Consider the following 20,442-nt stretch of genomic DNA (forward strand, 5'->3'; position numbering starts at 1 on the left):
GGCGCAAGAGGGCCCTGCCCGCCGATCATGCGGCTGGCTACCCTCTCTCCATGGCACTCAGTCTCCGATCATCCGGCCTCCGATCATCCGGCGCGGTGGCGCTCGCCGCCGCCTCGCTCGCCGCGGCCACCCCCGCGCAGGCGGCCCCCGCGGCCGCCGCCGACCGCGTCTTACGGGTCTACAGCAACAACATCGAGAACCTGGTGCGCAACAACGCCGACGGCACCTGCACCCGCATCTCCGGCCCCGACCACCTGCGCTCGATGCTGGTCGACGGCAACGGCGCGACCGGCACCTCCGGCGTGCAGGCCCCCGACCTGCTCATCGTGCAACAGGTACGCGGCACCGGCCAGGCCACGGCCTACGCCGACCAGCTCTCGGCCATGTTCGGCTACCCGGCCGGCACCTACCGGGCGATCGTGGCCTGGGCCGACCCCGAGCCGTGGGGCGGCTCCCACCACTGCAGCCAGCAGTCGCTCGGCGACCTGAAGAAGAAGCAGACCAACGCGATCGTCTACAACACCCGGACGCTCGGCCTCGCCGACACCTCCAAGTACTGGAGCGCGGGCTGGCTGAAGCCCGGCACGGCCTACGACACCGGGGCCGGGTGCACGCTGTACAAGCCGCCGAGCAACGACGACGGCGCCGCGTACGCGTACAAGTGGAAGCGCACGAGCGCCATCGCCGCCAGGTTCACGATCAAGGGCACGAGCACGTCCGTCTTCGCCGCGACCATGCACCTGCCCGAGCAGAACGGGCAGCACGCCTGCGCCGGCGCGGGCGACACGGGCATCGGCGGCTCCGGCATCCACGTCGGCGCCGACGCCACGAGCCTGATGAACGCCTCCGCGATCCGCGTGATCGGCGTGGACGCGAACCGCACGGGCATCGCCCCCGCCACCCTCGGCGGCTTCGGCATGACCGGCTACGGGACGAAGGCCACCATGGGCTCCAGGAAGATCGACTACTTGTTCGTCAAGGGCGCCGTGCAGCCGTCCGCCGTCGGCCACACGGTCAGCGGCACCAAGTCGAACCACCTGGCGCTGTACGGGTTCATCACGTACTGAGCCGGTTCGGGCTGAGCCGGTTCGGGCTGAGCCGGTTCTGAACTGAGCCGGTTCAGGGCCGGCGCAGGGAGTCGAGGTAGCCGCGCAGGACCGTGCGGGTGCGTTCGGAGCTCCACATCCTCAGCACCTCGGGATCGTCCGACGCCCGCGTGGCCTGGACACGTTCGAGGGCGGGCGCGTGGAGCTGGCGCTTGGCGAAGGCGTACACGTCCGGCGGCACCGCGCACAGCTCCTCGGCGCGCCGCAGCGCCTGCGCGAGCAGCCGCTCCGGCTCGACGACCTCGTGCACCAGGCCGATCGCGACGGCCCGACCGGGAGCCAGCCGGCCGGCCCCGAGCACCATCGTGTCCAGCGCCGGGCCGACCGCGTGGCGCATGACCTCCAGAGGCACCGCGGGGAAGGGCACGCCTGCCGCCAGCTCGGTCAGGCCGATGGTGCCGCCCGACATCAGCCGGACGTCGCAGGCGGCGGCCAGCACGCAGCCACCGGCCAGGGCGTGCCCGTTCACGGCGGCGACGACCGGCTTCGGCTGCCCGAACAGGGCCAGCACCGCCTCGCTGAGCGCCGGCAGGAACCGCTCGACGTAGCCGGGGCCGCCCTCGACGACGCGCTTCAGGTCCACGCCCGCCGAGAAGGCCCGGCCGCCGCCGGTCAGCACGACGGCGCGGGCGCCGGCCACGCCGGCCAGGACCTCGGGGACGGCGGTCAGCAACTCCAGGTCCAGGACGTTCACCGGGCCGTTGGCCAGGGTCAGCACGGCGACGCCGCCGTGGTCGGCTGTCTCGATCATCCGGCGATCCTCTCCCTCGTCAGGTCACCTGTCCGCTGCTCCACGCCCACGCGGCGATGCCGACGCGGTTGGCGGCGCCCACCTTGCGCTGGATGTGGGCCAGGTGCGTCTTCACGGTGCCGGGGCTGATGGTCAGCTCGGCGGCGATGCGGGCGTTGGTGTGCCCCCGCGCCACCAGGCGGGCGATCTCCAGCTCGCGGGCGGTGAGCGGGTCGGCGGGCGGCGGAGGCGGGCGGCGGGTCAGGCCCTGGAGCAGGCGTACGGTCACCTGGGGGCTGATCAGGGTGTCGCCCGCCATCGCCGCGCGGACGGCCTCCACCAGCAGGGCGGGGCCCGAGCGTTTGAGCAGGAAGCCGCAGGCGCCCTCGCGCAGGGCAGTGTGGACGTACTCGTCCAGGTCGAACGTGGTCACGACGATCACGCGGGTCTCGGCGGCGAGCCTCCTGGTGACCTCCAGCCCGTCCAGCACGGGCATGCGGACGTCGGCCAGCACCACGTCGGGGCGCAGGTGGCGGGCCAGCTCGACCGCCCGCGCGCCGTCCGCGGCCTCACCCACCACGGTCATGTCCGGCTGCGCGTCGAGGATGAGCCGGAAGCCGATCCGCACGTCCTCCTGGTCGTCGGCGAGCAGGATCCGCGTCGTCATGCCGCTCCCCGCACGCACGCCACCGCGCCGCGGGCCCGCGCACCCGGGCGCGCCGTCATGCCGGGATCTCCGCGACGACCTGCCAGCCGGGCCCGTGCGGGCCCGCCGCCAGGCTTCCGCCGCGGGCCTCCAGCAGGTCGCCCAGGCCGGCCAGGCCGAACCCGCCGGCCCTGGTGCTCGGCGAGCTGCCGCCGCCGTCGTCCGCCACGCGCACCCGCAGGACACCGCCCCTCTCACGGATCTCCACCGCCACGATGGTGGCACGCGGGGCGTGCCTGCGCACGTTCGTGAGCGCCTCGGTCACCACGCGGTAGGCCAGGGACGAGACCTCGTGCCGCGGCGCCAGGCCCGGCTCGACGGCCAGGTCCACCCGCACGCCGGGCGAGAACGCGCCGGCCAGCCGCGCCAGCCCCTCGATCCCCGGCCCCCGCTCGCCCAGCGCGTGCACCGTACGGTCGAGCGAGGCCAGCGCCCGCTGCCCGGCCTCCTCGATGCGCCGCAGCGCGTCGGCCACCGGCTCCGGCAGCTCGCCCGCCACCACCTGGGCGGCCTGCGCCTGCACGAGCATGCCGTTGACGTCGTGGGCGACGAAGTCGTGCAGGTCGCGGGCCAGCCCGAGCCGCTGCGCCCGGGTCGCCTCCTCCACCGCGCGCCGCCGGTTGTCGTCCAGCCTGCGCAGGTAGAGCCCGGCCCCCGTGGCCGCCACGGAGCCGAGCGCCCAGGCCGCGCACGCGCCGAACGCCAGTTGCGGCGGGCCCTGCCACACCGCGCGCAGCAGGACGAGCGCCACCGCCGAGCCGCTCAGCGCCGCGGCGACGGCCGCCTGGCGCGCGGGGGAGCGGCGGACGGTGACGACGAGGAGGACCAGCAGCACTGCCACCTCGGCCACCGTCGCCAGGGCGTTCACGCTCGCCCTGCCCGTCAGCGGGTGCGCCAGTGTGACGGCGAGCGAGAGCGCCCCGGCAACCCCCGCGACCCCGGCCACCGTGACCCGCCGGCCCGCGGCGCTAATCATGCCCAGCCCCGATCATGCCCAGCCCCGATCATGCCCAGCTCCGATCATGCCCAGCCCCGCATATGCGCGCCCCCGATCACGCGAGCTCCCGATCACGCGCGGCCTCCAGCGGCCCGCCGCGCCCGCACGACCGGCAGGCGCCGCGCCGGCGCAGGTGGTACGCGAGGGTGGCGGCGGCCAGCGCGACCCCCCACAACGGCCACACCAGCGACGGCGCCCACGTCGCCCACATCTCCCAGTCGTAGTCGTGCACCATGCGCAGCCGCCAGAACGTCAGCCCGCCGGACAGCACGATCACCGACACGATCGAGGCGGGGACGACGGCCAGCATGGGCGGCACCCGCCGGCCCGCCCTGAACCAGATCCACCGCGGGTAGACCTCGCCCCAGCGCTGCACGAGCCCCAGCGTGAGGATCGCCCCTCCCAGCCCCATCAGGCTGAGGAACAGCCCGGCCCAGCGCAGCCCCGACTCGTCCAGCCACCGCCAGAACTCCTCGGTGATCCCCAGCGGGATGCCCGCCGCCCAGGCGAACCGGCTGGCGTCGTACGCGGCCGGGACGGCCGCCGCGACCACCACCGCCCACAGGCCCCAGCGCCGCGCGGCCGCCGGCGTGGCCCAGCGCGCCGTACGGTGCCCGCCCCGCCCGCAGGCCGTGCACCTGCCCGCCGTGCGCCGCTGGTGCGCCAGCGCCGCCAGCGCCCACAGCAGCCCGCCCGCCAGCACGATGAACAGGTTGACCCGCGACCACGGCACCAGCTCCGACATCGGCTGCCCGCCCGGCACGCCGGTGAAGGCGAACACCGCCAGCAGCGGCGCGTACGCGACCAGCATCAGCACCCGGTTGTCGGGCACCACCACGGTCAGCCCGGCCGCCGCCGCCCACGCGAACCCGAGCAGCACGGGCCGTCCCCGCCGCACCCCTCTCGCGATCGCCAGCCCGGCGCCCGCCCCCAGCACGCCGAGCACCGCGATCAGCGGCGCCGCCGCCTGCCTGGTCGCCTCCCCGAGCACCGAGAGCCCGGGCTCCCAGTCGGGGTCGGTCCTGCCGAAGGGGAACCCTCCGCCGCCGAGCGCCCAGAACAGCCCGAGCGCCCCGTAACCCAGCGACCAGCCGGCCGCCGCGTACCCGGCCCATCGGGGCCAGTCCGCCATGATCTTCCTCATGGCTCAAGCCTCGGGCCGGACGGCGGCCACGCCCATCCGCCGTTCGGCAGATCTCGCCCGGCGCCGGGCGCCGCTCCTGCGCCGAAGGGCGGATCACAGGCCGGCGAGGAAGTCCAGGGCGATCGCCCAGGCGCGCTCGGCGGCCTCGGCGTCGTAGTCGGGCAGGCCGGGATCGGTGAACAGGTGCCCCACGCCGGGGTAGCGGAAGACCTCCACGTCGGCCCTGGCCCGGCGCATGCCGAGATACCAGGTGGTCAGCCAGTCGGCGGGCTCGTAGGTGTCGGGGTCGGCGACGTGCAGCTGGACGGGCAGGTCGTCGGCCGAGACCCCCTCGGCCATGTCGGACGTGCCGTGCATCAGCAGCAGGCCGCGGGAGCGCTCGTCGCCCAGGGCGAGGTTCTGCGCGATCGCGGCGCCGAGGGAGAAGCCCGCGTAGACCAGCCGCTCGTCGGACAGCGGGGCGGCCGCGGCCACGGCCCGCTTCAGCAGCTCGTCGCGGCCGATCTCCTCCTTGATCGCGATCCCCTCCTCGGCGGTGCCGGCGACCCGGCCGCCGTACAGGTCGGGGACGTGCACCTCGTGCCCGGCCGCCCGCAGCCGGTCGGCCGCCTGGTGGACGGCGGGGCGCAGACCGTACATCGAGTGCAAGAGGAGAACGCGTGCCATGCGCGCAGCTTAACCACTGCGCGCCGGCGCGCGGCCGGCCACCCGCCGCCTACCGGTGAGAGCCCGGGCACGGGTCGCGATAGGGGACGCCTCCCAGGTGACGGGACCACTCCTGCGGGGACAGCGCGCGGCCCGCGCGCTCGCAGACGAGCGTGGCCACCGCGTCCCCCTTGACGGGGATCGTGGTGACCGCCGGGTAGTTGCGCACGCCGGCGTACAGCACGCTGTCATCGGCGCTGAAGCGCAGCTCGTCGCCGAACCCGATGGGCACGGCGGCCAGCTCCTGCCGGGTGGCCACGTCCCAGACGTGCACGAAGTACTCCTCCTGCCGCGTGCTGCTGACCGCGGCGACGAGCGAGCCGTCATGGCTGAAGGCGATGCCGGAGATGCCGAGCGCGCCGGCCGGGCGCAGCAGGGGAGACAGCTCCTCGCCCTTGCCGTGGTCCCAGAGCTGCACGGCGGCGGAGCCGAAGGCGACCAGCGGACGGGTGCGGGCGGCCGCGATCGTGCCGCTCTGCCCGCTGTTGAAGCCGGACCCGGTCAGCTCGCCGGTGTCCAGGTCGAGCATCCTGCCGACGCTGGTCACCACGGCCTTGCCGGAGTGCACCGCGGCGAGGTGGCCGGTGGCGGTGTCGAGCTCGTGCCGCTTCAGCACCCTGCCGTCGGCGGCGTCCAGCACGAGCAGCTCGTTGCGGGCGTCCCGCTGGCTGTTCTCGGCCAGCGAGAGCACCAGCCTGCTCCCGTCCGGCGTGAACGTCATGGCGACCACGTCCTGCATGGGCGGGAACGGCCACGTCCACGACGTCCGCCCGGTGGGCACGTCCCACGCCTGCACGGTCCTGGTCTCCTTGACGCCTGCCAGCCTGCGGCCCTGGGGGTCGAGCTCGATCGGGGCCACCCCCTCGGAGCCGGGCAGCGGCGGGCCGAGCCGCCTGCCGTCCCAGGTGCGCAGGAGGTCGTCCGGCCTGGCCGCGATCATCAGGGGGCCGTCGCCGAGGCTCATCAGCCTGGCCCCGCCGGGCAGCCTGGAGGTCATGCCGCGGGAGCCGGCGTCGAGCGTGACGATCGAGTTGCCGAGCAGGTAGCGGACGGTGCCGTCGCCCTCGATCCACGCGTGCTCGGGCTCGCCCCCGGCGCGGTAGGTGAACAGCTCGTCGCCGCTCTTGGCGTCCCACAGCCTGATCGTGTTCTCCTGCAGGCCGAGCAGCCGGGTGCCGTCCGCCGACACCCACAGGCGGGCGCCGTGCTCCGACGCGTTCCAGAACGGCTCGCCGCCGCCGGGGACGCGGCGGCCGGTGCGTGTGTCCCAGACCTGGATCGTGCCGTTCACGCAGTACATGCGGGTGCTGTCCGGGGAGAAGGCTACCGCGTGGCACTCCTTCGGCGTCCACGGCAGCACGGACAGGTCCGGGAGCCGGATCACCCGCATCCCGTCGTTGGGCCCCATGCCCGCGACGTACTCGCCGGAGGCGGAGACGGCCGGGGACAGGCCCGCCTCCATGGACGGCTTCCTGGCGCGGCCCGTCCTGACGTTCCAGAGCAGCTCCACCGAGCCCGACCTCGTCACGCTCACGAGGTCCTCGTTGTCGCCGAACGCCAGGTCGGGGCGCGGCGTGCCCTCCGCCACCGGGCGCTCGCGCAGTTTCCTGCCCGTCATCGTGTCCCAGGCCGACATCGTGTATCCGTTGAGGACGACGAGGGTCGCGCCGCTGGGGCTGAGGGCCGCCGTGGCGGGCAGCGAGGTGAATCCGCGCGGCCACGTCCAGGACGCGCGCAGCCGCGTGCCGGGCACGTCGTAGACGCGCACGCCGTCCTCGCCGGCCACGGCCCTGATCCGCCCCGAGGCGGCCGCCGCGCCCGCCGACACCCCCTTGACGGCGGGGTCGCGGAAGGCCGCCCGCTCCGGCATGGTCAGCGAGCCCATCAGGCTCTGCCGGGTGTCGGCGCAGGGCGCGAGCCGCCAGCCGGTCACGCTGAGCAGCATCGCCACGGTCGGGTCCGTGGTGCGCAGCCGGCCCGCCTCGGCCGCGACCTGGCGGCCGACGGCCTGGTCACGCTGCAGCGCGACGGCCCTGCCCTGCTCGGCGGCCCGCTGCGCCTGCACGAAGGCCGTGCCGGCGGCGGCCACCGCGACCGCCAGCAGCCCCGCCAGCGCCGCCGTGATCGTGCGCCGCCGCGTGGTGCGCCTGCGGGTCAGCACGGTGGCCGCCTGGAGGAAGGAGCGTTCGGCCGTGGTCAGCCTGATGTGCGTGCGCCCCGCCGCGGCCCACGTGAGCACCTGCTCCAGGCGGCTGCCCTGCAGCAGGTCGCCGTCCTTGCGCCCGTGCTCGATCCAGTGGCGGGTGGCGGCGGAGAGCTGCGCCAGCGTGGCCAGCCCGTCGCGGTCGGCGTCCACCCACCTGCGCAGGCGCAGCCAGGCGCGCAGCAGCGCGGGGCGCGACAGCGCGACCGCCCCGTCCCGCCGGGTCAGCAGGTAGGCGAAGCGCTCCAGGATCCGCGCGATCTCGGGCCGGCCGTCGGCGAGCTCGTCCACGGCCGCCCAGCGGACCGTCTCGTGCCCGTCCTCGGTGACGGTCACCAGGCGCAGGAACACCTCGGCCGCCAGGTCGCGCTCCTCGGGCGCGAGGGAGGCGTAGACGTCCTCGGCGATGGCGCCGAGCTCAGGGTCGGCGGTCTGCGGCACGTCCAGGCCCGCCGCCGAGCGGCTGCCCGCCGCGAGCAACTGCCGCACGTCGCCGCCGTCGCCCGACACCAGCGCCAGCAGCAGCTCCCGCGCGGCGGGCCGGGCGGCGGGGTCCTTCTCCAGCGCGGCGGTCACCAGGGTGGCCAGCCGGTCCGGCAGCACGCTCAGGTCCGGCTGCGCCGACAGCACCCGGTGGATCACGCCGCCCAGGTTGTCGGCGCGGAACGGGTCCTCGCCGGTCGCGGCGAACACCAGCAGCGCGCCCCACGCGAACACGTCCGCCGCCGTCCCGGCCCGCTGCCCGGTGAACACCTCCGGCGCCATGTAGCTGGGCGTGCCCGCCACCTCGCCGGTCCTGGTCAGCGACATGTCCGCGGTCCGCGCGATGCCGAAGTCGATCACCCGCGGCCCGTCGGGGCCGAGCAGCACGTTGTCCGGCTTGAGATCGCGGTGGATCACGCCGGCGTCGTGGATCGCGGTCAGCGCCGTCGCCACCGCGGTCGCGAGCCGGTACAGGTCGTCCCCGGTGAACCTGCGCCCACCCTGTACGGCCCGCCGCAGGCTCGGCCCCGGCACGAACTCGCTGACGATGAACGGCCTGTCCCCGTCGAGCTCGACGTCCAGCACCCTGGTCGTGCAGAACGACGCCACCCGGCGCGCCGCCTCGGCCTCCTTGGCGAAACGATCGCGCGCCTCGGCGTGCAGCACCTTCACGGCGACCCGCGTCCCCGCCGCGTCGTAGGCCTCGTAGACGACGCCCTGACCGCCCGAGCCCAGCCGCCCGGCCAGCCAGTAGCCGCCGATCCGGGGCGGGTCCCCCGCAAGCAATGGATCCACGGGCGGTTAGACGCCGCCGGATCGCGTGAAGTTGCGGCAGATCGTCAGCGGCGGCCGACGGCTGCCACCGCGTCCAGCAGCGCGGGCGGCGGCACGCCGGTCTGCCCGCGGATCGCGGCCAGCCGGCCGATCCGCGCCCCACGCCGGGCCCACGCCGGGCCCACGCCGGGCTCCTTCACCGGGGCGGAAGTCTCACGTTGCATCCTTCCCGTGCGAGCCCGGGCAACCGGCCGCGGGCGCGTCCGGGGGAGTTGCGGGACCCTCGCCTCGCAGCAGGCGGCGCAGCACGTACGGCAGGATGCCGCCGTGCCGGTAGTAGTCGGCCTCGCGCGGCGTGTCGAGGCGGAGGCGGGCCTGGAAGGTGACGCCGCCGGCGGTGACGGTCAGCGCCGGCGGGACGCCGGGCCCGCCGAGCGCCGCCAGGCCGGTGACCGTGATGCTCTCGCGGCCGGTCAGGCCCAGCTCGTCCGCGCCCTCGCCGGGCAGGAACTGCAGCGGGAGCACGCCCATGCCGACCAGGTTCGAGCGGTGGATGCGTTCGAACGACTTGGCGATGACGGCCTTCACGCCGAGCAGCGCGGGCCCCTTGGCGGCCCAGTCGCGGGAGGAGCCCGCGCCGTAACCCTCACCGGCCAGGATCACGGCGGGCACCGAGGCGGCCTGGTAGGCGAGGGCGGCCTCGTACACGCTGGTGATCCGCCCGCCGTCCAGGAAGTCCGGGGTGAGGCCGCCCTCGGCCCCGGCGGCGAGGTGGTTGCGCAGGCGGACGTTGGCGAACGCGCCGCGCATCATCACCTCGTGGTTGCCGCGGCGGGAGGCGTAGGTGTTGAGCCGGTGCCGGGGCACGCCCAGCCCGGTCAGGTAGCGCCCGGCGGGGCTGGACGGCAGGACGGCGCCGGCCGGGGAGATGTGGTCGGTGGTGATGAAGTCACCCAGCTTGACCAGCACCCGCGCGCCGGTGATGTCGGTGACGGGCGGCGGCTCCGGAGACATGCCGTCGAGGTACGGGGCGCGGCGCACGTACGTGGAGCCGGGGTCCCACGGGTAGGTGGCGGAGCCGGGGACGTCCAGGCTTCGCCAGCGCTCGTCGCCGTCGAGCACGCCGGCGTAGGCGCGGGCGAACATCTCCGGGCGGATCACCTCCTCGATGACCGCGCGCACCTCCTGCGGGCTGGGCCACAGCTCGCGCAGGTAGACGGGACGGCCGTCGGCGCCGGTGCCGAGCGGCTCGGTCGTGAGGTCCACGTCCACGGTGCCGGCCAGCGCGTAGGCGACGACGAGCGGCGGCGAGGCCAGGTAGTTGGAGCGGACCTCCGGCTGGATGCGGCCCTCGAAGTTGCGGTTGCCGGACAGCACGGCGGCGACGTCGAGATCGTGCTCGGCCACGGCCTTCGACACCTCCTCGACGAGCGGGCCGGAGGCGCCGATGCAGGTCATGCAGCCGAACCCGGCCAGCGTGAAGCCGAGCCGCTCCAGCGCGGACGTCAGCCCGGCCTGGCCGTAGTAGTCCATGACGACGCGCGAGCCGGGCGACAGCGTGGTCTTCACCCACGGCCTGGCCCGCAGCCCGCGCCGCACCGCGTTCCTGGCCAGCAGCCCGGCGGCGATCATGACGGACGGGTTGGAGGTGTTGGTGCAGGAGGTGATGGCCGCGATGGCGACGCTGCCGTGGGTGATCTCGCCGGACGCCGGGGCGGGCGGCCGTTCCTGCCCCCGGAAGGCCGCCTTCACCCCCTCCAGCGGGACGCGGTCCTGCGGCCGGCGCGGGCCCGCGACCGAGGGCACGATCGTGGCCAGATCCAGGCAGAGGTCGGCGGTGTAGGCGGGCGGCGCGCCGGGGTCGTGCCACAGGCCCTGGGCCCTGGCGTACGCCTCCACCAGATCGGCGTGCTCGCCGGAGCGGCCGGTGAAGCGCAGGTAGCGGACGGTCTCGGCGTCGATGGGGAACAGCGCGGCGGTGGAGCCGAACTCGGGGCTCATGTTCGAGATCGTCACCCGGTCGGTGACGGGCAGCGCGGTGACGCCCGGCCCGTGGAACTCCACGATCTTCCCGACCACGCCGTGCGCGCGCAGCAGCTCGGTGAGCGTCAGCACCAGGTCGGTCGCCGTGGCGGCCACCGGCAGCTCGCCGTGCAGGCGCACCCCCACCACGTCGGGCACGAGGATGGACACCGACTGCCCGAGCATGGCCGCCTCGGCCTCGATCCCGCCGATGCCCCAGCCGAGCGTGCCGAGCCCGTTGACCATGGTGGTGTGCGAGTCGGTGCCCAGGCACAGATCCGGGTACGCCTCGTCGTCGCGGCACATCACCACCCGGGCCAGGTGCTCCACGTTGATCTGGTGCATGATGCCCTTGCCGGGCGGCACCACGGTGAAGTCGCGCAGCGACGCCTGCCCCCAGCGCAGGAAACGGTACCGCTCGGCGTTGCGCTCGTACTCCAGCTCGGCGTTGCGGGCCAGCGCGTCCGGCCGGCCGAACACGTCGGCGATGATCGAATGGTCCACGACCAGCTCGGCGGGGACGGCCGGGTTCACGCGCTCCGGGTCGCCGCCGAGCGCCGCCATGGCGTCACGCATGGCCGCCAGGTCGGCCAGCGCGGGCACGCCGTTGGTGTCGTGCAGGAACACGCGGGCGGGATGCAGGTCCACGGCCTCGGTACGAGCTCCGCGCGGCTGCCATCCGGTGAGCGCCGCCACCTGGGCGGCGGGGGCGCCGTGGCGCAGCAGGTTCTCCAGCATGATCCGCAGGCTGTACGGCAGCCGGTCCGGGGCTCCGACGGGGTGGATGCGGTAACGGCGTCCCCCCGCCGTGAGGTGCCCGCTCACGCGGCCTCCATCCAGGCGGGCCGGTCGATCGCGCACTCGTCGGCGAGGCGGGCGAGGCCGCGCAGGGTCCTGCCGGGCAGGCCCACACCGGTCCTGGCGGCGTTCCTGTCCTCGATCTCGCCGGGGTAGAAGATCTCGTCGAAACCGGGCGCGAGCGGGACGGCCTTGGTGCGGTCGATGAGGTCGTCGAGCCGGCGGGCGTAGTCGCCGGGCTCCGCCACGGCGTCCACGCGCAGCGCGAGCAGCAGGTGGCCGCAGCCGCTGCGGCGGTCGGGCACGTACGGGCCGGTCACGCCGGTGGCGTACGAGCTGCCGGTCAGCACCCCGGACAGCACGTCCATCATGAACGCGATGCCGTACCCCTTGTGCCCGGCCATCGGCAGGATGAGCCCGTCGACGGCCTGCCGGGGGTCGGTGGTGGGGGAGCCGTCCGCCGCCTGGGCCCAGCCCCCGGGGATGGGCTCCCCACGCTCCAGGGCCGCGTAGACCTTGCCCCGGGCGACCGTGGTGTTGGCGAGGTCGAGCACGACCGGGCCGCGCCTTCCGCCCGGCGCCGCGATCGACCACGGATTGGCGCCGACGCTCTTCTCCCGGCCGCCCCACGGGGCCATCGCGGGGCTGCCGTTGGTGGTCAGCAGGGCGACGCAGCCCTCGGCGGCGATCATGCGGGTGAAGTAGGCGGCGGTGCCGAAATGGTTGCCGTTGCGGACGGCCACCACGCCGACGCCGTGCTCGCCCGCCCTGCGCACGGCGTCGCGGGCCGCGTACGCGGTGACGACCTGCCCCACGCCGTCGCGGCCGTCGAGCAAGGCGACCGCGCCGCCGTCGACCACGGTCGCCACGTCGGTCACCGCGCGCATCACGCCGGAGCGCAGCCGGGCGGCGTACCACTCCAGGCGCAGCATCCCGTGCGAGGGATGCCCCCACGCGTCGGCCGTGACCAGGCTGTCGGCCACCAGCCGGGCGTCCGGCTCGGGGACGCCGAGCGAGGCCAGGACCGCGGTCCCGAAACAGATCAGCTCGGACGGTGGGATCATGACAGGCTCCTGACCTGGTCGGGGGTGAGCGGCCGGGTGGGGCGCTCGCGCAGCAGCAGCCACAGCCGCGCCGTCTCCTCCAGCTCCTCGATCGCGTCGGCGGCGGCGGCGAGGCCGGCGCCGGCGACGATCGGGCCGTGGTTGGCCAGCAGCAGGGCGTGCGCGGTGCGGGCGGCCCGCTCGGCGATCGGCCCCAGCGCCGGGTCGCCGGGCGCGTGGTAGGGCAGCAACGGCAGCCGTCCGACGCGCATCACGTAGTACGCGGTCAGCGGCGGCAGCGCGTCGTCCGGGTCGAGGCCGGCGTGGCAGGACACGGCCACGGCGTGGGTGCTGTGCAGGTGGACGACCGCGCCGGCGTCCGGGCGGGCCCGGTAGAGGGCGGCGTGCAGGAACGCCTCCTTCGACGGGCGCGGCCCGTCCAGGTGCTCGCCCGCCAGGCTGACCAGCGACAGGTCGCCGACCGCGCCGAGCGAGCCGCCGCCGGGGGTGATGAGGAATCCGCCGCCGGTACGGGCGCTGAGGTTGCCGGTGCGGCCGTGGGTGAGCCGCCGGGCGAACAGGGACGCGCCCAGGTCGGCGATCTGCTGTGACAGGTCGGTCATGGTGCTTCCGTGGCTCGGACGAGGAGGTCGGGACGGCCGAAGTTGCCGGACTTGAGCAGCAGGGCGAGACGCGTTCCCGGGCGGGTGACGTGCAGCCAGGGGACGCCGCGGTCGGCCTCGGCGCCGACGAGCGCGCCGGACACGCCGAGCGCGTTCACCACCGCGCCGGACGTCTCGCCGCCGGCCACGACGATGCGGCCCGCGCCCAGCTCGGCGGCACGGGCCGCCACGGCCGCCAGCGCCCCCTCCAGGAACGCGGCCGCGCCGGGCGCGCGCCGGCCGGGCGGGGCGGAGGTGTAGATCATCACCCGGTCCTCCCCGGCGAGGCTGTCCTCCAGCCAGCCGAGCGCTTCGGCGAGGCCCCGGTCGTGGGCTCGCAGGCGGTGGGCGGGCATGCGTTCGCGGGCCAGCGCCACCTGCTCCAGCGTGGCGGCCGAGCAACTGCCCGCCAGGACCACGACGGGACCTGGCGGCAACCCCGGCACCCCATCCGCACCAGCGAGGCCGTCGCCGTCCGCGGTGCCGAGGGCGGTGCCGGTCAGTGTGCCGATGGCGCGTGCCAGCCCCGCTGCACCTGTGATCAGCGGCAGGTGCGCGGCGGCGCGGGCGACGGTGTCGAGGTGGCCGTCACCGACCGCGTCCGTCACGGCGTGGCGAACGCCTCGCGCGGCCAGCTCCTCCAGCGCCTCCCGCACGGCGGCGGCGCCGCGCTCCACCGTCCGCAGCGGGACGAGCCCGACCCGGTGCGGGGTCTGCCGGCCCAGGACGCGGACCAGGTCGGCGTCCGTCATGGGGGTGAGCGGGTGGTGCCGCATCGGCGACTCCGACAGCGGCCTGTCACCGACGAACAGATGCCCCTGGTAGACGGTGCGGCCGTGCTCGGGCGAGGCCGGGCACACGACGGTCAGGCGACCCCCGCCCGCCTCGGCCAGCGCGTCGGCGACCGGGCCGATGTTGCCCGCGTCGGTGGAGTCGAAGGTGGAACAGCACTTGAAGTAGACCCGCCGGACACCTCGGCCGGCCATCCAGTCCCGGACGGCCCGCGACGCGGCGACCGCCTCGACGGCCGGGACCGAGCGGGTCTTGAGCGCGACGACGACCGCGTCGCACTCCGGCACGACCGTCCGCGGTCCCGGCTCGCCGAAGAGCAGCACCGTCCGCAGCCCCGACCGCCGGAAGGCGGCCGCGACATCGGTCGCGCCGGTGTAGTCGTCGGCCACGCACCCGAGCGACGGGCTCATGCCAGCGCCTCCCGCAACGCCCTGGCCGCCATGAGCGGCGGGGTCAGCACCGGCACGCCGAGCCGGCCGGCCAGTGCGGCGTGCACCGGGCTGATCGAGTACTGCCCGAGCAGCACCAGGCCGGCGCCGTCGAGGGCGGGCAGGGCGGCCCGCGCGAGCGCGTCCGTGAGCCCTGGCCAGTCCCTGTCGGCCGCCGCGGCGGCGGCGCCAGGAGCCGCGAGAGCCCGCACCGCGACACCACCCGCCACCGCCCGCAGCCGCCGCGCCGAATCCGCCGCCGCCGACTCGAGCGAGCCGAGCACCAGAACCCCGCCCGGCCGCCCGGCCCTGTCACCCGCGCGGGGCTCCCCGGCCGCCTCACCCGCGCCCGGCCGAACGGCCGCATCGCCTGAGCCGGCGGGCCGTTGCTCGCCGAACCGCCGGGCGACCTCGGCGAACATCGCCTCGTCCGAGCCGGTCACCGGCACGTCGTGCAACCGCCGCGCCAGCCCCGCCACCGGCCCGTACATCGAGCACGACAGCAGCACCGCGTCCGCGCCGCCGCGCACCGCGTAGTCGATCAGGGCCAGCATGCGCCGCGTCAGCGGGGGTGTCATGCCGCCCGCCGCGTCGGCCTCGGTGACGAGCCGGTCGTCCAGGAGGTGCCAGGCGGCGGCCTCCGGGAAGCCCTCGCGCAGCCCGTCGTCGGCGGGCCGCATGGAGGCGGGGGTGGCGTTGACGACCGCGACTCTCATCGCTTCACACCGGCGGCGACGGCCTCGGCGAACGCGCGGGTCCCGGCCGTGCCCCCCATGTCGCGGGTACGGACCCCGCCCCGCACGGTGCCGGCGACCGCCGTCTCGATCAGGGTGGCGGCCCGGGCCAGGGCGGGGTCCTGGTGGCGGGCGCCGAGCCAGTCGAGCAGCATGGCACTGGACAGGATCATCGCGATGGGGTTGGCGACGTCCTGGCCGGCGATGTCCGGGGCGGAGCCGTGGGCGGCCTGGGCCATGGCGCGTTCGTGGGAGGCGTTGATGGACGGGGCGATGCCGAGCGATCCCGCGATCTCGCCGGCCAGGTCCGACAGGATGTCGCCGAACATGTTCTCGGTGACGATGACGTCGAACGCGTCCGCGCGCCGCACCAGGTGCACGGTCATCGCGTCGATGTGGAAGTCGTCCACGCTCACCTGCGGGTAGCGGGCGGCGACCTCGCGGCAGACGTCGCGGAACAGGCCGGTGGTCAGCTTCAGCACGTTCGCCTTGTGCACGATGGTGACCCGGCCACGCCTGCGGGAGGCCAGCTCGAACGCCTCGACGGCGATCCGCTCGACCGCCGGCCTGGTGACGATGCCCATGGCGATGGCCACGTCAGGGGTGGGCATGAACTCGCCGGTGCCCTTGTAGGTGCTGCGGTCGGCGTAGAAGCCCTGCGTGTTCTCGCGCACGATGACCAGGTCGGTGCCGGGCACGACGGCGTCGGCGCCGTCGAACGACTTGGCCGGGCGGATGTTGGCGAACAGGTCGAAGTGCTTGCGGATGCCGCCGCTGGGGTTGAGCTTGGAGCGGTGCGGCTCGGGGTAGGCGGCGCTGTCGTGCGGGCCGAGCAGCCAGCCGTCCAGCCCTTCCAGCGCGGCGAGCGTCGATGCGGGCAGGGCGTCGCCGTGCGTGCCGATGGCCGAGGCCCCCAGGGGCAGCTCCACCCACTCGGCGGGTGGCGCGCCGGCGGCGGCCAGGGCGGCGTCCACGACCAGGACGGACGCGGGGACGATCTCGGGGCCGATGCCGTCGCCTTCGAGCACGCCAAGACGATAGGAACTCACGGGAATCCTCACTGTGCGGTGGTGACGAGAGCCGCGGCGTCCTCGGGCAGGGCGCCGGTGGCGGGGTAGAGCAGGCAGGCGGCGGGCTCGACGGCGAGGACGACCTCGCCGGTCAGCCCGGGGCGGCTGGTCTCGGCCTGGATGACGTGGTCGCCCAGGCGCAGGTCGTACTCGTGGCGGGAGCCGACGTAGGAGCTCGTGAGCACCTCGGCGGTGAGCACGTTGGCGCCGGCGGGGGCGGCGCGGCCGGGCGGGAGGATCTCCAGCCGCTCGGGGCGGATCGCCACGGTGACGGGCCCGCCGGGAGCGGTGTCCGGGACGGTGATGGTCTGCCCGGTGCAGTCCAGCCGCACCTCGCGGGGGCCGGTCGTGGCGCCGGTGAGGAAGTTGCACCGGCCGACGAAGGCGGCCACCTCGGCGGTCGCGGGCCGCTCGTAGATGTCCTGCGGGGTGCCGATCTGCACCATGTCGCCCCTGGACATCACCGCGATGCGGTCGCTGAGGGCCAGCGCCTCCTCCTGGTCGTGGGTGACGTACACGGTGGTGATGCCGAGCTCGGTCTGCAGCCGCTTGAGCCAGGCGCGGGCCTGGTCGCGCAGCTTGGCGTCCAGGTTGGACAGCGGCTCGTCGAGCAGGAGCACGCTGGGGGAGTAGACCAGGGCGCGGGCGAGCGCGACGCGCTGCTGCTGGCCGCCGGAGAGCTGGTGCGGGAAGCGGTCACTCAGCCCGGCGAGCCCCACCTTGTCCAGGGCGTCGGCGATGAGCCTGTCCTGCTCGCGCCGGTCGACCTTGCGGATCTTGAGCGGCATGGCCAGGTTCCGGGCGACGGTCATGTGCGGCCACAGCGCGTACGACTGGAACACCATGCCGAGGTTGCGGCCCTCGGGCGGCACGAACGTGCCGGTGTCGACGAAGGTGCTGGACCCGACGGCGATGCTGCCGCGGGTGGGCCGTTCGAGCCCGGCGATGCAGGCCAGCGTGGTGGACTTGCCGCAGCCGCTGGGGCCGAGCAGGGTGAAGAACTCGCCGTCGGCGATGGTGAAGCTGATGTCGCGCAGGACGGCGTTGTCCCCGAACTGCTTGGACAGGTGGGTGACCTTGACCTCAGGCATTCTTGTCACGTCCCTTGAGAAGAAGGCCGGCGAGCCCGACGAAGGTCGCCGTGATGGCGATCTGCAGGCTGGCCAGCGCGGCCACGGAGCCGGTGTTGCCCTGCACCCACAGCTCCAGCATGGTCGTGCCGATGATGTTGGAGTCCGCGGAGCCCAGGAACACGGCGGGCGAGTACTCCTTGAGCAGGGTCACGAACGTCAGGATCAGCGCTCCGGCGAAGGCCGGCCGCAGTAGCGAGGCCAGGATGCGGCTGAACGTGCGCACCCAGTCGGCTCCCGACACCCGGGCGGCGTTGTCCAGCTCGCGCCCGATCTGCATGATCGACGGCGAGATGGAGCCGAACCCGCTGGGCAGTGCGCGCAGCCCGAACCCGATGATCAGCGCCCACAGCGTGCCCTGGACCAGCGAGCCCAGCCCGAACGGGGCGAAGGCGAGCGCCCAGAACAGGCCGATGCCGACGATGATGCCGGGCATGGCCTGCGGCGCCAGGGCCAGGTTCTCCACCGCGCGGGCGAAGCGGAACGTCGAGCGCCTGGCCACCATCACGGCCAGCAGCGACAGCACGCTGACCAGGACCGCGCCGACCGCGGCCACGATCAGGCTGTTGACGATCGACTGCACGTACACCGGATAGGTGAAGATGCGCTCGTAGTTGTCGCCGGTCAGGGTCTTGAACGGCGACTGCAGCGGCGTGAACACCTGCGTGAACGAGCGGAACACCAGCCCGCCGATCGGGATCAGCGCGCCCATCACCACGTAGAAGGCGATGGCGGCCACACTGATCCACTTCAGCCATCCCAGGTCCAGCGGGCGCGGGCGGGTGGCCTTGCCGCGTACGGAGACGAAGCGCTGGGCGTCCTTCAGCAGCTTGGCCTGCAGCGCGACCAGGCTGACGGTGACCAGCAGGATGATCGCCGACGCCGCGCCGAGCACGCCGTAGTCCGGGTTGATCGACTGCAGGCCGTTGCGGTAGAGGAAGGTGGAGAAGACGTCGATGCCGACCGGCTGGCCGAACAGCAGCGGCACGCTCAGCGTCTCCACCGACATGCTGGCCACCAGGATCGAGCTGTAGACGACGGGCGGGCGCAGCAGCGGCAGGATCACCGAGCGCAGGATGCGCAGCGGGCCGGCGCCGCACACCTGCGCGGCGGCCTCCAGCGACGCGTCGCTCTGGCGCAGCGCGCCGGCGCAGAACGTGTAGACGATCGGGGCCAGCGCGACGGCCTCGGTCAGGGCCATGCCGGGGATGGAGTACAGGTTCCACGGCAGGAACCCCAGGATCCGCCGCACCTCGACGCTCACGAAGCCCGCGGGGCCGTACATGGTGATCCAGCCGAAGCCCAGGATCAGCGAGGAGATGAAGAACGGCCACTGCATGGCGGCGGCGAACACGCGCCCGCCCGGCAGCTTCGTGCGCACCACGACCACGGCCATCGGCACCGCGATGAGCAGGCTGAGCACGGTGGTCAGGCCCGCGAACAGGGCCGTGTCGAGCACGACCCGGCCGAAGCCCGCCTCGGTGAACAGCCGCACGTAGTTGCCGGCGCCGAGCACGCCGCCCGCCTCGTACAGGGGGCGGTCGAGGAACGACTGGTACAGCGTCGGCACGACCGGCGCCAGCACCAGGACTGCCAGCAGGAGCAGCACGCCGTACTGCAGCCAGCCCTCCCGGCCGAGCCCCAGCGGCCTGCGGTAGCGCGGCGGGGGATGGGCGGGGGGACGCGTCGGGGACAGGGTGGTCATCGCGTTCCTCTCAGCGGCCGAGCAGGCCGTTCCACTTGTCGGTGAAGGACTCGACCTCCGCGTCGGGCACCTTCGTGTACCTCGCGACGATCACGTTGGCCTCGCCCACCGCCTTGACCAGTTCCTGGTAGGTGTGCAGCCCGTCGGCGGCGGGCACGTCGTCGCGGTAGGAGGTCAGGCCGCCCTCGGCCACGGCCCGCTGCCCCTCCTGCGACAGCACGAAGTCCACGAACAGCTTCGACGTCGCCGGATGCGGCGCCCCGGCGGCGATGCCGATGCCGCGCGGCAGCGCGACCGTGCCGTCGTCGAGGAACGAGATCGCCAGCAGGCCGCCGCTCTTGGCCACCACCGGGTACGCCGGGGCGGCGCTGACGAAGAAGCCGGCCACGTACTCCCCTGAGATGATCTTCTCCATCTGGGTGCCGGACGACGTCTCGGGCCTGGCCAGGGGCAGCACCGACTGCAACGAGGCCCAGGACTCGGGGCGGGCCTCGGCGAAGGCGTGCGAGACGGTGAAGCCGAACGCGCCGCTCACGTCCCGGGTGGTGATCTTGCTCTTGTACTGGGCGGGGTCCTTGGCCAGGATCGCCGCCAGGCTCTTCAGCCCCGTCGGCTTCCCGGGCAGCAGCGAGGTGTTGTAGGCGATCGACAGCGGGTCGATCGACATGGCGTACACGTGGGGCAGCAGCTCGCCGAAGTCCGGCAGCTTGTCCTTCTCCGGCGAGGCGTACTCCGTCAGCGTGCCGGGCCGGGCGGCGAAGTCGGCCCACGCCTGGGCGGCGTTGGAGACCACCAGGTCGGCCGGCGAGCTGCCGGTGGCCTGCTCGCTGAGCACCCGCTGGAACACCTCGTCGCTGTCGAGGTTGTTGGCCGCGAGCTTCGTCACCCAGGGGTACTTCTTCTGGAAGTCGCGGAAGATCGGCGCCCAGTTCTCCTGGTCGGTGTTGGAGTAGATGGTGAGGGTGCCGCCCTCCTTCCTGGACGCCTCCATGAGCCGGGCGTAGTCGGCCGGGTAGTACGACGGGGCCTGTCCCGTCGCGATCCGGTTCGGCGGCGGTGCCTTCGCCGCCTCGCCGCCACCGCCGCCGCAGGCCGTGAGCAGGCCGAGCGCGAGTACGGCGGCGCCGAGGGCGCGGAACGGGGGGTGGAAGGTGGTCATGTGCTTCCTCCTTGACCAGGCGAGGCACTGGCCGGCCACCGCCTGCGATGC

16 protein-coding genes are annotated in these 20,442 nt (G+C 74.4%); 1 reads left to right on the plus strand and 15 read right to left on the minus strand.

Annotation, left to right across the window (positions count from 1 at the left end):
- The first annotated feature begins 50 nt into the window (after positions 1–50).
- A complete protein-coding gene (locus tag HD597_RS13930; RefSeq protein ID WP_253742455.1) occupies positions 51–1,067 on the plus strand; it encodes a hypothetical protein in 1,017 nt (338 codons plus the stop codon).
- A 52-nt stretch (positions 1,068–1,119) separates the two neighbouring features.
- Here HD597_RS13930 and HD597_RS13935 read toward each other — a convergent pair whose 3' ends face one another.
- From HD597_RS13935 to HD597_RS14005, 15 genes are all read right to left on the minus strand, one after another.
- Complete coding sequence (locus tag HD597_RS13935; protein ID WP_253742457.1) at positions 1,120–1,857, minus strand: enoyl-CoA hydratase/isomerase family protein; 738 nt, start codon at positions 1,855–1,857, stop codon at positions 1,120–1,122.
- A 19-nt stretch (positions 1,858–1,876) separates the two neighbouring features.
- Positions 1,877–2,503, minus strand: coding sequence for a response regulator (locus HD597_RS13940; protein WP_253742459.1), 627 nt, complete (start codon positions 2,501–2,503; stop codon positions 1,877–1,879).
- 55 nt (positions 2,504–2,558) lie between these two features.
- Positions 2,559–3,518 carry a sensor histidine kinase gene (locus HD597_RS13945; protein WP_253742461.1) on the minus strand — a complete coding sequence of 320 codons (960 nt, stop codon included), beginning with the start codon at positions 3,516–3,518 and terminating at the stop codon, positions 2,559–2,561.
- A gap of 76 nt (positions 3,519–3,594) precedes the next feature.
- The gene (locus HD597_RS13950; RefSeq protein WP_253742462.1) at positions 3,595–4,683 is read right to left on the minus strand and encodes a hypothetical protein; all 1,089 of its coding nucleotides are present in this window, start codon (positions 4,681–4,683) and stop codon (positions 3,595–3,597) included.
- Positions 4,684–4,776: 93 nt separating this feature from the next.
- Positions 4,777–5,349 carry a dienelactone hydrolase family protein gene (locus HD597_RS13955; protein ID WP_253742464.1) on the minus strand — a complete coding sequence of 191 codons (573 nt, stop codon included), beginning with the start codon at positions 5,347–5,349 and terminating at the stop codon, positions 4,777–4,779.
- A 49-nt stretch (positions 5,350–5,398) separates the two neighbouring features.
- The gene (locus HD597_RS13960) at positions 5,399–8,869 is read right to left on the minus strand and encodes a WD40 repeat domain-containing serine/threonine protein kinase (RefSeq protein ID WP_253742466.1); all 3,471 of its coding nucleotides are present in this window, start codon (positions 8,867–8,869) and stop codon (positions 5,399–5,401) included.
- A 192-nt stretch (positions 8,870–9,061) separates the two neighbouring features.
- Entirely contained in the window at positions 9,062–11,695 is a 2,634-nt protein-coding gene (acnA, locus tag HD597_RS13965; protein ID WP_372513367.1) for an aconitate hydratase AcnA, read from the minus strand.
- On the minus strand, positions 11,692–12,732 hold the full coding sequence (locus HD597_RS13970; protein ID WP_253742468.1) for an Ldh family oxidoreductase: 1,041 nt from the start codon (positions 12,730–12,732) through the stop codon (positions 11,692–11,694). The genes acnA and HD597_RS13970 overlap by 4 nt, the downstream gene beginning before the upstream one ends.
- Positions 12,729–13,334, minus strand: a complete 606-nt coding sequence (gene otnC, locus HD597_RS13975) for a 3-oxo-tetronate 4-phosphate decarboxylase (RefSeq protein ID WP_253742470.1) — start codon at positions 13,332–13,334, stop codon at positions 12,729–12,731. Before otnC ends, HD597_RS13970 begins: the two co-directional genes overlap by 4 nt.
- The gene (gene otnK / locus HD597_RS13980; RefSeq protein ID WP_253742472.1) at positions 13,331–14,575 is read right to left on the minus strand and encodes a 3-oxo-tetronate kinase; all 1,245 of its coding nucleotides are present in this window, start codon (positions 14,573–14,575) and stop codon (positions 13,331–13,333) included. The genes otnC and otnK overlap by 4 nt, the downstream gene beginning before the upstream one ends.
- Positions 14,572–15,309 (minus strand): hypothetical protein, encoded by a 738-nt coding sequence (locus tag HD597_RS13985; protein WP_253742474.1) that lies wholly within the window; start codon positions 15,307–15,309, stop codon positions 14,572–14,574. The genes otnK and HD597_RS13985 overlap by 4 nt, the downstream gene beginning before the upstream one ends.
- Positions 15,306–16,355 carry an isocitrate/isopropylmalate dehydrogenase family protein gene (locus HD597_RS13990; protein ID WP_253742476.1) on the minus strand — a complete coding sequence of 350 codons (1,050 nt, stop codon included), beginning with the start codon at positions 16,353–16,355 and terminating at the stop codon, positions 15,306–15,308. The genes HD597_RS13985 and HD597_RS13990 overlap by 4 nt, the downstream gene beginning before the upstream one ends.
- Positions 16,356–16,384: 29 nt before the next feature.
- Positions 16,385–17,488, minus strand: a complete 1,104-nt coding sequence (locus HD597_RS13995) for an ABC transporter ATP-binding protein (RefSeq protein ID WP_253742478.1) — start codon at positions 17,486–17,488, stop codon at positions 16,385–16,387.
- Positions 17,481–19,232 carry an ABC transporter permease gene (locus HD597_RS14000; RefSeq protein WP_253742480.1) on the minus strand — a complete coding sequence of 584 codons (1,752 nt, stop codon included), beginning with the start codon at positions 19,230–19,232 and terminating at the stop codon, positions 17,481–17,483. The genes HD597_RS13995 and HD597_RS14000 overlap by 8 nt, the downstream gene beginning before the upstream one ends.
- Before the next feature lie 10 nt (positions 19,233–19,242).
- Positions 19,243–20,391 carry an ABC transporter substrate-binding protein gene (locus HD597_RS14005; RefSeq protein ID WP_253742482.1) on the minus strand — a complete coding sequence of 383 codons (1,149 nt, stop codon included), beginning with the start codon at positions 20,389–20,391 and terminating at the stop codon, positions 19,243–19,245.
- Positions 20,392–20,442: the final 51 nt, after the last annotated feature.

Origin of the sequence: Nonomuraea thailandensis (assembly GCF_024172165.1) — a bacterium.
Taxonomy (GTDB): domain Bacteria; phylum Actinomycetota; class Actinomycetes; order Streptosporangiales; family Streptosporangiaceae; genus Nonomuraea; species Nonomuraea thailandensis.